The organism is Eggerthella guodeyinii, from assembly GCF_009834925.2.
GTDB classification, from domain to species: Bacteria; Actinomycetota; Coriobacteriia; order Coriobacteriales; family Eggerthellaceae; genus Eggerthella; species Eggerthella guodeyinii.
Window position 1 is genome coordinate 3,090,999 of the sequence record NZ_CP063310.1, and the last position, 13,495, is coordinate 3,104,493.

General features: G+C 67.4%; 12 protein-coding genes. 4 read left to right on the forward strand and 8 right to left on the reverse strand.

All coding sequences use genetic code 11. The features are described from left to right. Positions 1 to 36: 36 nt before the first annotated feature. The 4 genes from GS424_RS13145 to GS424_RS13160 all read right to left on the reverse strand — a co-directional run bounded on the left by GS424_RS13145 (position 37) and on the right by GS424_RS13160 (position 4,630). Positions 37 to 1,776 (reverse strand): ABC transporter ATP-binding protein, encoded by a 1,740-nt coding sequence (locus GS424_RS13145; RefSeq protein WP_160942610.1) that lies wholly within the window; start codon positions 1,774 to 1,776, stop codon positions 37 to 39. Then, the gene (locus GS424_RS13150) at positions 1,773 to 3,602 is read right to left on the reverse strand and encodes an ABC transporter ATP-binding protein (protein ID WP_218958859.1); all 1,830 of its coding nucleotides are present in this window, start codon (positions 3,600 to 3,602) and stop codon (positions 1,773 to 1,775) included. The genes GS424_RS13145 and GS424_RS13150 overlap by 4 nt, the downstream gene beginning before the upstream one ends. A gap of 132 nt (positions 3,603 to 3,734) precedes the next feature. After that, positions 3,735 to 3,926: a cysteine-rich KTR domain-containing protein gene (locus GS424_RS13155; RefSeq protein WP_057385171.1), complete on the reverse strand. Its 192-nt coding sequence runs from the start codon at positions 3,924 to 3,926 to the stop codon at positions 3,735 to 3,737. Beyond that, positions 3,923 to 4,630 carry a TetR/AcrR family transcriptional regulator gene (locus GS424_RS13160; protein ID WP_160942609.1) on the reverse strand — a complete coding sequence of 236 codons (708 nt, stop codon included), beginning with the start codon at positions 4,628 to 4,630 and terminating at the stop codon, positions 3,923 to 3,925. Before GS424_RS13160 ends, GS424_RS13155 begins: the two co-directional genes overlap by 4 nt. 318 nt (positions 4,631 to 4,948) lie before the next feature. On the opposite strand from GS424_RS13160, the gene GS424_RS13165 reads away from it, so the two are divergent. Together GS424_RS13165 and phnX are read left to right on the forward strand one after the other, a co-directional pair. After that, the gene (locus tag GS424_RS13165; RefSeq protein ID WP_160942608.1) at positions 4,949 to 6,055 is read left to right on the forward strand and encodes a 2-aminoethylphosphonate--pyruvate transaminase; all 1,107 of its coding nucleotides are present in this window, start codon (positions 4,949 to 4,951) and stop codon (positions 6,053 to 6,055) included. A 1-nt stretch (position 6,056) separates the two neighbouring features. Continuing rightward, positions 6,057 to 6,830: a phosphonoacetaldehyde hydrolase gene (gene phnX, locus GS424_RS13170; protein WP_015761084.1), complete on the forward strand. Its 774-nt coding sequence runs from the start codon at positions 6,057 to 6,059 to the stop codon at positions 6,828 to 6,830. On the opposite strand, the gene GS424_RS13175 is transcribed toward phnX, so the two are convergent. The 4 genes from GS424_RS13175 to GS424_RS13190 form a co-directional block, all read right to left on the reverse strand. Further along, positions 6,814 to 8,577: an ABC transporter ATP-binding protein gene (locus GS424_RS13175; protein ID WP_160942607.1), complete on the reverse strand. Its 1,764-nt coding sequence runs from the start codon at positions 8,575 to 8,577 to the stop codon at positions 6,814 to 6,816. The genes phnX and GS424_RS13175 overlap by 17 nt on opposite strands. A gap of 9 nt (positions 8,578 to 8,586) precedes the next feature. Continuing rightward, positions 8,587 to 10,413, reverse strand: a complete 1,827-nt coding sequence (locus tag GS424_RS13180; protein ID WP_160942606.1) for an ABC transporter ATP-binding protein — start codon at positions 10,411 to 10,413, stop codon at positions 8,587 to 8,589. A 299-nt stretch (positions 10,414 to 10,712) separates the two neighbouring features. Beyond that, positions 10,713 to 11,411, reverse strand: a complete 699-nt coding sequence (locus GS424_RS13185) for a TetR/AcrR family transcriptional regulator (protein WP_160942605.1) — start codon at positions 11,409 to 11,411, stop codon at positions 10,713 to 10,715. A 67-nt stretch (positions 11,412 to 11,478) separates the two neighbouring features. Continuing rightward, on the reverse strand, positions 11,479 to 11,700 hold the full coding sequence (locus tag GS424_RS13190) for a hypothetical protein (RefSeq protein WP_015761088.1): 222 nt from the start codon (positions 11,698 to 11,700) through the stop codon (positions 11,479 to 11,481). 418 nt (positions 11,701 to 12,118) lie between these two features. Here GS424_RS13190 and GS424_RS13195 point away from each other — a divergent pair, with 418 nt between their 5' ends. Continuing rightward, on the forward strand, positions 12,119 to 12,748 hold the full coding sequence (locus tag GS424_RS13195) for an MptD family putative ECF transporter S component (RefSeq protein ID WP_160942604.1): 630 nt from the start codon (positions 12,119 to 12,121) through the stop codon (positions 12,746 to 12,748). 3 nt (positions 12,749 to 12,751) lie between these two features. After that, positions 12,752 to 13,495 (forward strand): energy-coupling factor transporter transmembrane component T, encoded by a 744-nt coding sequence (locus GS424_RS13200; protein ID WP_244977551.1) that lies wholly within the window; start codon positions 12,752 to 12,754, stop codon positions 13,493 to 13,495.

Consider the following 13,495-nt stretch of genomic DNA (forward strand, 5'->3'; position numbering starts at 1 on the left):
CGCCCCGCCCGCCTTCCGACCCGTCCCGTCAGCTGGCTAGGCCGCGCCCACCTTCCAGCCGAGGGCTTTCTCGCGCATGCGCACGAAGTCCTCGTAGATGCCGCCTTCGGCCATGAGCTCGTCGTGCGTGCCGCGCTGCACGATGCGCCCGCCGTCGAGCACGAGGATCTGGTCGGCATGCCGCACGGTCTTCAACCGGTGCGCGATCATCACCACGGTCTTGCGCCGGGTCAGCTCCTCGATGGCGGCCTGCAGCTCGTCCTCGTTCTCCGGGTCCACGTTCGCCGTGGCCTCGTCCAACAGCACGATGGGCGCGTCCTTCAGCAGCGCTCGCGCGATGGAGATGCGCTGCTTCTCGCCGCCCGACACCGTCGCCCCGCCCTCGCCCAGCATCGTGGCGTAGCCCTCCGGCAGCGCCTCGACGAAGTCGTGGCAGCGCGCGGCCCGCGCCGCGGCCACCACCTGCTCGTGCGTGGCATCGGGACGGCCGAACTTGATGTTGTTCTCAATGGTGTCGTTGAACAGGTAGACGTCCTGGAACACCATGGCGAAGTGCGCCATGAGCTCGTCGAGCTTCCAGTCGCGCACGTCCTCGCCGCCCAGCGACACCGTGCCCGCGTCCACGTCCCAGAAGCGGGCCATGAGGTTCACGAGCGTGGTCTTGCCCGACCCGGACGGCCCCACGATGGCGCAGCTGGTGCGCTCGGGGATGCTCAGCGACACGTCGTCGATCACCGTGCGCTCGCCGTAGGAGAAGCTGGCGTGCGCGAACTCTATCGCATGCCCCGGCGCGCTGCGCACCGTGCCGCGCTCGTCCATGTACGGCGCGGAATCGGCTTCCTCCACGCGATCGATGGACGCCTCCACCATGGGGAGCATGAACGACAGGGAGCCCGCCCCCTCCAGCTGCCCGTACACGAGGAAGCCGCCGATCACCATCAGCAGGCACACGAACAGCGACATCGTCCCGCCCAGGAAGAACACGATGGACGCCGCGATGGCCGCCACCGCGAACAGGCGCAGCACCACCTGCTGGGCGATGGTGTAGGGAATGCTCTTCTTCTCCAGCTTGAAGTTCTGACGCTCCGTCTCGTCGATGGTGTCCTCGATGGACGTGCCCGCGCGCCCCGACAAGCTGAACGCCTTGATTACGCTCATGCCCTGGATGTACTCGAGCACCGCGTCCACCAGCCTCATCTGGGCCGCCAGACGCTCGGGCGAGCACTTCCGCGACATGGCCAGCATGCGCGAGTTCACCAGCAGCATGGCAACCACGCCCGCCAGGAAGATGAGGCCGATCCTCCAATCGATGATCATGAAGCCGAGCGAGAACACGAGCGCATGCAGGACGCCCGCCAGGATGCGCACGACGATGGCGCCGGCCATGGACTCGAGATCCTCCATGGTGGACGTGCAGATGGCGGTCAGGTTGCCCAGGCTGCGGTCGTTGAAGTAGCCCATGGGCATGTACTTCATGCGCTCGCCGATGGAGATGCGCTTGTCGTCCAGCATGAGGTAGCACGCGCGCATCTCCAGCTTGTGGCTGAAGTAGTGCAGGACGGCCTGCAGCGCCACCGAAAGCGCCACCAACCCCAGCGCCGTCCACGCCACAGCGGGCGCCATCGTGCCGTCCACGAGGTGCAGCAGCACGAGGAACAGCGGAAAGAACTGGATGGCCTCGGCGATGCAGCGCAAGAACTCCAGCACGACGGACAGGTACCAGGCGCGCCGATGCTCGCCCGAGAATCGGAAGAACTTCTTGAATATCTTGATCATGCGACGTCCCTCACAGACTCGTGCGCGGCCCACATGCTCGCGTACAGCGGACAGGTTTCCAGCAAGTTCTCGTGCGTGTCGCAGGCCACCACGCGCCCGTCGTCCATCACGGCGATGGCGTCGGCATGCGTGACGGTGGAAAGCCGGTGCGCGATGACGACGAGCGTCTTGTTGCGCGCCAAGCGCGCCACGGCGTCCTGGACGACCGCCTCGTTCTCGGGGTCGGTGTACGCCGTGGCCTCATCGAGGATGACGATGGGCGCGTCCTTCATCATGGCGCGCGCGATGGCGATGCGCTGGCGCTCGCCGCCCGACAGATGCCCGCCGGCACCGCCCACCACGGTCTGGTAGCCGTGCTCCAAAGCCGTGATGAACTCATGGCAGCCGCTCGCCTTCGCGCAGGCTGTCACCTCCTCGTCGGTGGCGCCGGGACGCCCCATGCGGATGTTCTCCATCACCGTGTCGTCGAACAGGTAGTTGTCCTGGGCCACGTAGGCTATCGCGTCGGCCACCTGCGAAAGCGGCATGTCGCGCACATCGGAGCCGCCGATGCGCACGGCCCCGCCCGCAGCCTCCCACTGCGAGGCGATGAGCTTCGCGACGGTGGACTTGCCCGAACCCGACGGCCCCACGAGCGCGACCATGGATCCGGGGGCGATCGAAAGCGTCACGCCCTTGAGCACGGGCACGTCGCCGTAGGAGAACGTCACGTCGTCAAGCTCGATGCGCGAGCCTCGCACCGGGCACGGGCGCGTCGGACGGTTCATCTCGGGCTGGTCGAGCACCGTGCCGATCTCGCCCACGATGGTGGATATCTTGGCGATGTCGTCGGTGAACATGATGGCCGAGAACAAAGGCCCGATGATGCCCAGCGACAGCACGATCACGGTGATGAACGTGGCAGCCGAGAGCGACCCGTCCATGAACAGGAAGCAGCCCACGGGCAGCACGCCCAGCAGCACGCTGGGCCACACGCTCATCATGATGGCCGTCCACGGCAGCGTGGTGCGCGACCAGTCCATCATGAGCCCGGAGTTCGCCTTCACCGCGTCGGTGAACTTGGCGTAGGACGAGGCGCTGCGTCCGAACGCCTTGATCACCTCGATGCCGCCGATGTACTCCACGATGGTGGCGCCCATGTGGTTCTTCGCGGCCACCACGCGCCCGTACTTCTCGGCGTAGTCGCGCATCTCCACCGCATAGCACAGCATGCCGATGGGAATGGTGACGAGCGACGCCAGCCCCATGCGCCAATCCAGCGCGAAGATGACGGCGATGATGCCCAGCGGCACCAGCAGGTTCGCCGTCATCTCGGGCACCACGTGGGCCAGCGGCACCTCCAGCTGTTCGGCGCGCTCCACGAACGGCGCCTTCAGCTTGCCCGAGGGGGTTTCCAGCACGTAGCCCAGCGGCATGCGGTCGAGCTTGGCGGCCAGCGCGCGGCGCACTTCCGACAGCACGGCGAACGTGGCACGGTGCGAGGTGGTGGTGGAGGCGCCCGACAGGAACGCCTTCGCCACCTGCCCGGCCGCGGCGAGCGCGCACCAGCCCAGGTAGAATGCGAGGTCGGTGGTTCCGGCTATGAGCGCTGTGGCGATGTTGGCCACGGCGACGTAGGGCAGGAAGCCGCACGCCACGCCCGCCACGGCCAGCAGGATGGACTTGAGGTAGAGCCCCCGATGGGGCGCTGCCAGCGATCGCAGGCGCGCGAAGGGCTTCGTCGCGGCAGGTTCCGCGGACGCGGCGCGCGGGTTCGGGAGCGGGGCCTTCTCGGCGGGCACGGCAACCGCATCGGCTGCCGCGACCCCGCCTGCACTATCCGTCATGAGGACGTCTCCTTCTCTTCGAAGCAGGCCGGGCGCATGAAAAGAGCCGCACCGCAGGCTCCTTCCGGAAGTCCCTGCGGTGCGGCTCTGCGTCGAATGCGTCTGGCTCTGCGCGGGTCGTTCTATGTCGTTCTATGTCGTTGTACGCGCGTCCGATCGACGCGCCTCCCCCTCCGGCCGCCGATCCACCACCGTTTCGCGATGGCATTTCGGGCAGTACAGGGGGAACCGGACCAGGTGCGTGTCGGCACGCACCTTCGTCCTCGTCTTGGCGCCGCACACCGGGCAGCGAACCCAGCCTTCGGCGTCGACGAGGCACCTCATGGCGCGCCCCCGCGCGCTTCGACGAGGCGAGCGGCCACGTCCTGCACGGGCGCATCGGGCATCTGCGCGGCCAGGTCGACCAACGCCGCGAACTGCGGGTCGAAGATGGCCTGCCAGCCCGCGCGGAAGAACAGGCACAGGCGCTCGACGTAGGCCTTCGCCTCGTCGCGCCCCATGTCGTGCGCAACGGCCTCGAAGATGCCCGAGAAGCAGGCGCTCGATATCATGTGCATGAGCTCGGGCGTCAGCCGCCCCGCCGTCACGGCGTCGCTGCCGACGGCTTCGATGTAGCGGTAGGTCGTCGCGCTGTTCAACTCCACCACGCGGTGCATGAACTCGTCGTAGCGCTCGCCGCCGTTGGTCACGAGGATCTTGAACTCGGCCAAGTGGTCGTAGATGTAGTCCATCATGAGCCCTATGCCCTGGTCGGCATAGTCGTTCATCGTGGACTGCTGCACGTCAGCGGGCAGCTTGCCGAAGCCGTTGAACTCCTCGGTGAAGAACAGGCACAGCTCTTCGATCACCGGGTCGACCACGGCCGCGTACAGCGCCTCCTTGTCGGCGTAGCGCACGTAGATGGCCCCTTTGCTCGACCCGGCACGCTCGGCGATGGCGCGCAGCGACGCGGCTTCGTAGCCCTTCTCCAGGAACTCCTCGCGCGCAGCCGCCAGCAGCCGCTCGGTCACGCCCTCGATCCGCTTCACGCCTTCGCACCTCCTCGAGCTTCCGCTTCGGGCGCCTCCTCGCAGGGCGCGCCCGCCGCCATCAAAACCAACGGTCTCAAACCGACGGTTCGAATTATAGTGAGCACCTCTTCTTATGTCAACTGTGGCTAACTTATTTTCCCGGAGGCTTCGCCCGATGTGTCGGGAGGGGGCGGATCGCACCGCAGCGGCTTCGCCCGATGTCCCGCCGCCCCTGCGAATTTGCGCGATCTTTACCCGCGGTTGACGAGGGCCAAACGTTCCAAACGCAGAATACGGTGCGAAGAAAACCCGCTTTCGCCATCGGAGGAGATCGCTTTGGAGCTTACCTACAAGCTGCTGACGCCCGGCCCGCTCACCACCACGCGCTCGGTGAAGGAGCAGATGCTGTTCGACCACTGCACCTGGGACGACGACTACAAACGCATCACGCAGGACATCCGCGCCCACCTGCTGCGCCTCGCCCACGTCGCGCCCGAGCGCTACACGGCCGTGCTCATGCAGGGCAGCGGCACGTTCGGCAACGAATCCGTGCTGACGAGCGTGGTCGGCGACGACGAGCGCGTGCTCGTCTGCGCGAACGGCGCCTACGGCGACCGCCTCGCCGAGATCTGCCGCCAGGCGGGCGTGCCCGTCACCGTGTACGCCGAGCCCTACGACACCCCCGTCGACGCGCAGCGCGTCGCGGCGCACCTGGCAGCCGACCCCTCCATCACGCACGTGGCCATGGTGCACAGCGAAACGACGTCGGGCCTGGTCAACGACATCGAAGCCGCAGGCGCCGTGGCCAAGCGCGCAGGGGCGGCGTTCATCGTCGACGCCATGTCCAGCTTCGGCGGCATCGACATCCCCGTGGAGGACTGGGGCATCGACTTCATCGTGAGCAGCGCGAACAAGTGCATCCAGGGGGTGCCCGGCTTCTCCTTCGCCATCTGCCGTCGCGACCTGCTGGAAGGCAGCCGCGGCAAGGCGCGCAGCCTGTCGCTCGACCTGTACGCCCAGTGGCAGACCATGGAGCGCGACGGCGGGAAGTGGCGCTTCACCTCGCCCACCAACGCGGTGCTCGCCTTCGCCCAGGCCCTGCGCGAGCTGGAGGAGGAGGGCGGCGTGAGCGCGCGGGCGGCGCGGTACGCCAAGAACAACCGGCTGCTCATCGAGCGCATGCGCGCGCTGGGCTTCGAGCCCTACCTCACCGACAACCAGGGGCCCATCATCACCACCTTCGCGCACCCGGCCGACGTGGCGTTCACCTTCCGCGAGATGTACGACTACGTCAAGGCGCGCGGGTACGTCATCTACCCGGGGAAGCTCACGGACGGCGACACCTTCCGCATCGGCACCATCGGCGAGATCTATCCGGCAGACATCCTCAACGTGACGAGCATCCTCGGCGAGTTCGTCGCAACGAAGCGCAAGGAGGCGTAGCATGGTTGAAGCGGTCATCTTCGACTGGGCGGGCACGACGGTCGATTACGGGTGCTTCGCGCCCGTGCAAGCGTTCGCCGACGTGTTCGAGCACCACGGCGTGAAGCCCACGATGGAGGAAACGCGCGCGCCCATGGGCATGCTGAAAATCGACCACATCAGGGAGATGCTGCGCATGGAGCGCATCGCCTCCGCATGGGAGCGCGTGCACGGCAAGCGGCCCGACGAGGACGACGCGCAGGCCCTGTACGCCCTGTTCGAGGGCAAGCTGTTGTCCATCCTCCCCCGCTTCGCCGAGCCGAAGCCCCACGTGCTGGACACGGTGGCCGAGCTGCGCGCCGCGGGCGTGCGCATCGGCGCCACCACCGGCTACACCGACAAGATGATGGCCATCGTGGCGCCCGCCGCCCGCGAGCGCGGCTACGCGCCCGACTTCTCCATCACCCCCGACGCCACGCACGGCAAGGGCCGCCCGTGGCCCTACATGGTGTTCCGCAACCTGGAGGCCCTCGGCGTGAGCTCGGTGCAGGCGGCCGCCAAGGTGGGCGACACCGCCTCGGACATGCGCGAGGGCAAGGCGGCGGGCGTGTTCACCATCGGCGTGATCGAGGGCAGCTCCGAGCTGGGGCTTGCGCAGGAGGAGTACGAGGCCCTGAGCCCGGCCGAGCGCGACCGGGCGCGCGACCGGGTGGAGGCCCGCTTCCGCGCAGCCGGGGCCGACGCCGTGGTGCGCACCCTGGCCGAGCTCCCGCAGTTGCTCAGGCAGGAGCGTTAGCGCAGGTCGCAGCCCCGCCCAGCTTCCAGCCGATCGCGCGCTCGCGCATGCCCACGAAATCGGCGTAGAGGCCTCCTTCGGCCATGAGCGCATCGTGCGTGCCGCGCTGCACGATGCGCCCGCCGTCGAGCACGACGATCTGGTCGGCATCGCGCACGGTCTTCAGGCGATGCGCGATCATGATGACCGTCTTGCTGCGCGTCAGCTCGGCGATGGCGCGCTGCAGGTCGCGCTCGTTCTCCGGGTCGACGTTGGCGGTGGCCTCGTCGAGGATGACGATGGGCGCATCCTTCAGGATGGCGCGCGCGATGGAGAGGCGCTGACGCTCGCCGCCCGACAGCGTGGCGCCGCCCTCTCCCAGGCGCGTGGCGTAGCCCTCAGGCAGCCCCTCCACGAACTCGTGGCAGCACGCGCGGCGCGCGGCCTCCACCACCTCTTCGTGCGTGGCGTCGGGCCGGCCGAACTTGATGTTGTTCTCGATGGTGTCCTCGAAGAGGTACACGCCCTGGAACACCATGGAGAAGTTGCCCAGCAGCTCGTCCACCTTCCAGTCGCGCACGTCGACGCCCCCCAGCGTGATGCGCCCGGCGTCAACGTCCCAGAACCGTGCGATGAGCTGCGTCAGCGTGGTCTTCCCCGAGCCGCTCGGCCCCACGATGGCGCACGTGGTGCGCGCAGGGATGGTCAGCGACACGCGGTCGATCACCGTGCGGTTCTCGTAGCCGAACGACACGTCGCGCAGCTCGATGTCGAGGCCGTCGGCCCGCTCAACCCCGGCCCCCTCGTCCATGGCCGGCGTGGCGATCATGGCGTTCACCTTGTCCATGCAGATGTCGATCTGGCGCAGCAGGCTGGCGAACGTGCCGGACATCTCCAGCTTCCCGTACACCATGAACGACGCCACGATGGCCACGAGGCACACGCCCGCGTCCATGGTGCCCGCGATCCAGCACCACACGCACACGAGGCACATGAGCACGCTCGACGTCTTGGTCAGCACGGTTTGCAGCACGGCGAAGCGGATGAACTTGAACTCGAACGACACGTTCATGCGCTCGCATTCGGCGATGGCGCCCGACAGCTTCCGCTCGGCGTCGCCCGTCATCGAGAACGCGCGCACCACGCCCATGCCCTGCACGTATTCCAGCACCGCGCCCACGATGGCGCTCTGCGCGGCCATGCGCTGACTTGACAACGCGTGCGCGCTCCGCTGCATCGCGCTGTTGATCAGCAGGAACAGCGCGATGGTCGCGATCACCACGGCACCGAGCCGCCAATCGAAGACCAGCAGCATGAGCGCCATGAGCCCCGAGAACACGAACCCCGAGATGACGTTCGAGTACACCTGTCCCCCGGCGTTCTGCACGTCGTCCAGCGTGTTGGTCATCGTGCCCGAGATGGCGCCCAGGCTGTTCTCGTTGAAGTAGCCCATGGGAAGGTAGCGCATCCGGTCGCCGATCTGCAGGCGCTTCTCGCCCGTCATGGAGAAGTTCCCCTTGCAGAAGTTCTCGCTCTTGAAGTGCGAGGTGACGAAGCAGCCCGCGATGCTGCCCAGCATGATGGCGAGCGCCGTCCACATCGTGGCCTCGGAAAGCGTCCCGTCCGCCAGCGCGAACAGCACGACGGCGAACGCCATCATCTGCCACGCCTCGAAGAACGAGTTCAGCACCGACCACGCCATGCCGCGCTTGAGGTGTCCGGCGAAGCTGCCGCCGAACGCGAAGTACTTCTTGATGGTATCGAGCATGCGAGCCTCCTATGCCGCGTCTTTGGCGTCGATGTGGGCGCGGTACATGCCCGCGTACAGCGGGCAACCGGCCATGAGCTCGTCGTGCGTGCCCTGGGCCTCGATGCGCCCGTCGCGCACGACGACGATCTTGTCGGCATCGACGATGGTGGACAGGCGGTGCGCGATGACGACGAGCGTCTTGCCCGCCACCAGCTTGCCCACGGCCTGCTCGATGATCGCCTCGTTCTCAGGGTCGGTGTACGCCGTGGCCTCGTCGAGCATGACCACGGGCGCGTTTTTGAGCATGGCGCGCGCGATGGCGATGCGCTGGCGCTCGCCGCCCGAGAGGTGGCCGCCCGCGCCGCCCACCACCGTCCGGTAGCCGTGCTCGAGCGCCTCGATGAACTCGTGGCAGCCGCTCGCCTTCGCCACGGCCACCACCTCCTCGTCGGAAGCGCCCGGCCTGCCCATGCGGATGTTCTCCATCACCGTGTCGTCGAACAGGTAGTTGTCCTGCTCGACGTACGAGATGCAGCCCGCAAGCTGCTCGGCCGAGAGCTCGCCCACCGGCACGCCGCCGAGGCGCACCGTGCCGGCGTCCGCGTCCCAGAACCCGGCGATCAGGCGCGCGAGCGTCGACTTGCCCGACCCGGACGGCCCGACGAGCGCCGTCACCTGCCCCGGCTCGATGGCCAAGTCCACGCCGTGGATGACCTCCTCGCGCCCGTAGGAGAAGCGCACGCCCTCGAGCTCGATGCGCGTGCCGCGCGGCTGCGCCGGGGCCTCGGCGCCGGCCGACGCCGAGGCGCGGCGCTGCTCCGGCTCGTCGAGGATGGCGGTGATCTGCTCCACCACCGTGCCGATCTGCGCGAGCGAGTCGATGAAGCTCATGGCCGCGTACAGCGGCGGGAAGATGGACAGCGACAGCACGGCGACCATCACGAGCGTGGCCGGCTCGAGCGTGCCCTGCAGGATGAACAGGCATCCCACCGGCAGCACCGTCACCAGCGTGGCCGGCCAGATGGCCAGGCCCAGGTCCTGGAAGATCTGCACGTGGTGCATCCAGTCGATGAACGAGCGCGCGTAGCGGCCCACCGTCTCCGAGAACTTCTCGTAGGAGCTGGCCGACCGGCCGAACGCCTTGATCACCTCGATGCCGTTCACGTACTCGACCGCCGTGGTGCTCATGTCCTCGCCGGCCTGCACCGTTTTCGCGTACCACCGGTCGTAGTCCTTCATCATGCCCATGTAGGCCACGAACCCGATGGGCAGCGTGACGAGCGCCACGAGCGCCATGCGCCAGTCGAGCGCGAACATGAACGCCACCACGGCAACGGGCACCAGCAGGTTCGACGTCATCTCGGGCACCACGTGCGCCAGCGTCGTCTCGATGCTGTCCACCTTCTCCACCATGATGTTCTTGAGCTTGCCCGAAGGCGTGTCCAGCACGTAGCCCAGCGGCACGCGCGTGAGCTTGTCGGCGATGCGCCGGCGCACCTTGCTGATGGTGGAGAAGGTGGCCTTGTGCGACACGGCGGTCGAGGCGTGGTGGCACACGATGTAGCCGGCGTAGCCCGCCGCCGCCACGCCGCACCACATGAGGTAGAAGCCGAAGTCGCGCACCCCGCCCAGCACGCCCACGATCATCTGCCCCGCCGCCACGTACGGCACGATGCTGCCCGCCACGCCGATCACGGCCAGCAGCACCGACAGCGCGTAGCGGCCCCTGTTCTCCTCCGACCACGCCAGCAGCAGCGCCACCGGGTTCGGCTCCCGCTTCTCCGCGGACGCCGGGCCCCGCTCGGGCGCGCCGACGCAGGCATCGTCCGCAACAACCGCGTTTCCCGCATCCATACGCATTCCTTTCCGAAAGTTACCTCAGGCTTACATTCGGAAGTATAACACCGTTATATAACATTGTTACAACTTTTTCGCCCCGATGCGGATCGTGCGGGGACGGACGGGCGCGCGATGTCGCGATTCGGCGAGGATCGTAGCGGAAGGAAGGGCGAACGAGCACGCGCCCCGTTGCGCGAGCACGTCCCGTTGCGCACGCACGTCCCGTTGCGCACGCGCGTCCCGTTGCGCGAGCGCGCATCCGCCGTCGCGAAGGGAACGGATGTTTCACGTGAAACATCGGGGCGACCCGAGGATCACGATGGCTGGGGGCTCATGATCGTCTCGTAGCCGGCATGGAAGAAGCGCTCGAAATCGGCGACGAACGCGTGGGCCGCCTCGCGCGACAGGCCCAGCAGCAGCGGCTCGAAGTAGCCGCGGAAGAACATGCCGGCCAGGATGCGCGACATCTCGGGCGTGGGCTCGACGACCCCGATGCCGTGCTCGCGCATCTCGCGCACGTAGCGGGCGGTGCTCCGCACTTCAAGCTCGATGAAGCGGTCGAGGTAGCGCTCCCACGCGGTGCCGGCCGATCTCGCGAACACGAGGACGAACGCGTCGCGGTTGTCGTAGACGAAGTCGAGCAGATCGTGCATCATGCGCTCTTCGTAGACCCTCATCCGCTCGAACGTCTGGGCCTCGAGGGGCTGCTCGTAGAACCGGTCCTGGGCGCCCTCGTAGCGGGCGTACAGCTCGTCGGCGGCCGGGGCGACGACGGCGTCGAACAGGGCCTCCTTGCCGGAGAAGTACCCGTAGATGGCGCCCGTGGTCATATCGGCAGCCGCGGCTATCGAGCGCAGCGAAGCTCCGGCGAACCCCTTCTCCATGAACTCCGCGACGGCGCACGACATGAGGCGGCCGCGCGCATCGCGCCGCTCGCTTCCCGCCGTCTCGCCTGCAGGCGTCTTGTGGTTGCGCATGGTCCCCCGCCCGGTCTCGTCCGTCGTTGCAGCCATGATACCCCAAAGCGGCTGCGCGGCGCGACGGCGATGCCGGAAGCGCGGCCTATCGGCACGAGCGCGCTCACGCCTCCCAGCGCAGATGGCTCTCGCGCGTGGCGCAGACGAGCGACGCGCGCCCCGCCTGCTGCACGCGGCGGAAGAGCACCGGCTTCAGCCGCCCGCGCTCCACGAGACGATCGAGCACTCGCTCCAGGTCAGGGCCTGCGAGGCCGAACCGATCGCGCAGCTCGGCGTAGGAATACGTCCGACCCTCTTCAAGCGACTTGTGCACGCCGACAACCATAGGTACCGCCTTCCATCTCCGATGACGACGCCCATGATACCACATTGTTAGCCATTGCTAACTTTAAAGGAATGAGCTCCTCAAGGTAACGCGAATCCTCTGCATCCCGCCTCCCGCCTCCTCGCGACCCGACCTCGCCGCGCACTCCCTCCTCGACCCCCTCTCGCCCCCTCCTGCTCCGAACGGTCGGCTGCTCGGGCTTGCGACGGCTTTTCGGAGCTGCACAACCCCTATGCAATGCCGTATCATGCCAATGGTTCGCTTTGGTTAACTTTTACTCCGGAGATCGTGAGCCGGCGAACCGGACGCCGGGTCCGTGCAAGCGCACGTCCGCACGTCCCGCATCCCCATCTGCATCGACCCTCGACATCGGCCGAGCACGCACCTGCGCGCTTCGGCAAGAAAGGCTGGACCAACCATGAAGACGACCTCGTCCGGGGCCGCGCTGGGCTCCTCGCCCGCCTCCGCAGGCGGAAGGCTGAACGGCAAGGACTTCATCAACATCGGCATATTCACCGCCATCTACTTCGTCATCGTGTTCGCGGTGGCGTGCCTGGGCTTCATTCCCATCTTTATGGTGCTCATCTGCGGCATCATCCCACTCGTAGCGGGCATCCCCTACATGCTGTACCTCACCCGCGTGAAGAAGTTCGGCATGATCACCATCATGGGGCTGCTCGTGGGCATCATCATGTTCGTCACGGGCATGGGCTACTTCAGCATCGTCACCGGCTTGGTATGCGGCCTGATCGCCGACCTCATCGTGCGCGCTGGGGGCTACGCCAACGCGAAGATGAGCGTGTTGTCGCACGGCGTGTTCAGCTGCTGGATGATCGGCAACTTCCTGCCCATGCTGCTCACGGCCGACAGCTACTACGCCACCATGCGCGGGCAGTTCGGCGACGCCTACGTCAACGAGCTCATGGGCTACCTGCAGCCGTGGGCATACCCGGCCATGTTGATCGCGTGCTTCGTCACCGGCATCGTCGGCGGGCTCATCGGCCTCAAGGTGCTGGGGAAGCACTTCAAGCGCGCGGGCATCGCGTAGGGCATGGCCGTGGAACTGCTGCAGACCGGGGCCGTGGAGCGCACCGTGCGCCTGGATCCTCGCACCAAGCTCGTGCTGCTCGTTTCAGTGTCGACCGCGCTGTTGGTAGGCGGGAGCGGCCCGGTCATGGATGCGGCGCGCGTGCTCATGCTGCTGGCTCCCTTCGCGCTGCTGGCCGTGTCGGGCCGCATCGGCGCGGCGGCGGGGCTGTTGGTCGCCTACGCGGCATCGTGGAGCCTCACCGCGCTCGCGGTGCCCCTGGTCGAAGGGCCATTGAACTTCGCTATCGTGGCCTCGTGCATGATCGCCTCGCGCTTTCTGCCCACCATCGCCACGGCGTACTTCGTGTTCGCCACCACCACGGTGTCGGAGTTCATGGCCGCAGCCGAGCGCGTACATGCGCCGCAATGGCTGGTCATCCCGCTGTCGGTGCTGTTCCGCTTCTTCCCCACCCTCGGCGAGGAGGCGCGCGCCGTGGGCTCCGCCATGCGCATGCGCAACCTGAGGCTGGGCAAGGCCGGTCCGGTATCGCTCGTGGAATACCGCCTGGTGCCGCTCATCTCGTGCGCCGTGCAGATAGGCGAGGACCTGTCGGCCGCGTCGCTGACGCGCGGGCTGGGCGCGCCCGTCAAGCGGACGAACATCTGCGACATCGGCTTCGGCGCGGCGGACGTCGTCGTGTGGGCGGCGTGCGCCGTGTCGGTAGGGCTGCTCGTGGCGAGCAGCCTCGGTTGGATAGGGGCTTGA

What these genes read in the sequence shown, in the direction of transcription:
- GS424_RS13145 (WP_160942610.1), bottom strand. Translation starts at nt 1,776, where the DNA reads ATGATCAAGATATTCAAGAAGTTCTTCCGATTCTCGGGCGAGCATCGG.
- GS424_RS13150 (WP_218958859.1), bottom strand. Translation starts at nt 3,602, where the DNA reads ATGACGGATAGTGCAGGCGGGGTCGCGGCAGCCGATGCGGTTGCCGTG.
- GS424_RS13155 (WP_057385171.1), bottom strand. Translation starts at nt 3,926, where the DNA reads ATGAGGTGCCTCGTCGACGCCGAAGGCTGGGTTCGCTGCCCGGTGTGC.
- phnX (WP_015761084.1), top strand. Translation starts at nt 6,057, where the DNA reads ATGGTTGAAGCGGTCATCTTCGACTGGGCGGGCACGACGGTCGATTAC.
- GS424_RS13175 (WP_160942607.1), bottom strand. Translation starts at nt 8,577, where the DNA reads ATGCTCGATACCATCAAGAAGTACTTCGCGTTCGGCGGCAGCTTCGCC.
- GS424_RS13180 (WP_160942606.1), bottom strand. Translation starts at nt 10,413, where the DNA reads ATGGATGCGGGAAACGCGGTTGTTGCGGACGATGCCTGCGTCGGCGCG.
- GS424_RS13185 (WP_160942605.1), bottom strand. Translation starts at nt 11,411, where the DNA reads ATGGCTGCAACGACGGACGAGACCGGGCGGGGGACCATGCGCAACCAC.
- GS424_RS13190 (WP_015761088.1), bottom strand. Translation starts at nt 11,700, where the DNA reads ATGGTTGTCGGCGTGCACAAGTCGCTTGAAGAGGGTCGGACGTATTCC.
- GS424_RS13195 (WP_160942604.1), top strand. Translation starts at nt 12,119, where the DNA reads ATGAAGACGACCTCGTCCGGGGCCGCGCTGGGCTCCTCGCCCGCCTCC.
- GS424_RS13200 (WP_244977551.1), top strand. Translation starts at nt 12,752, where the DNA reads ATGGCCGTGGAACTGCTGCAGACCGGGGCCGTGGAGCGCACCGTGCGC.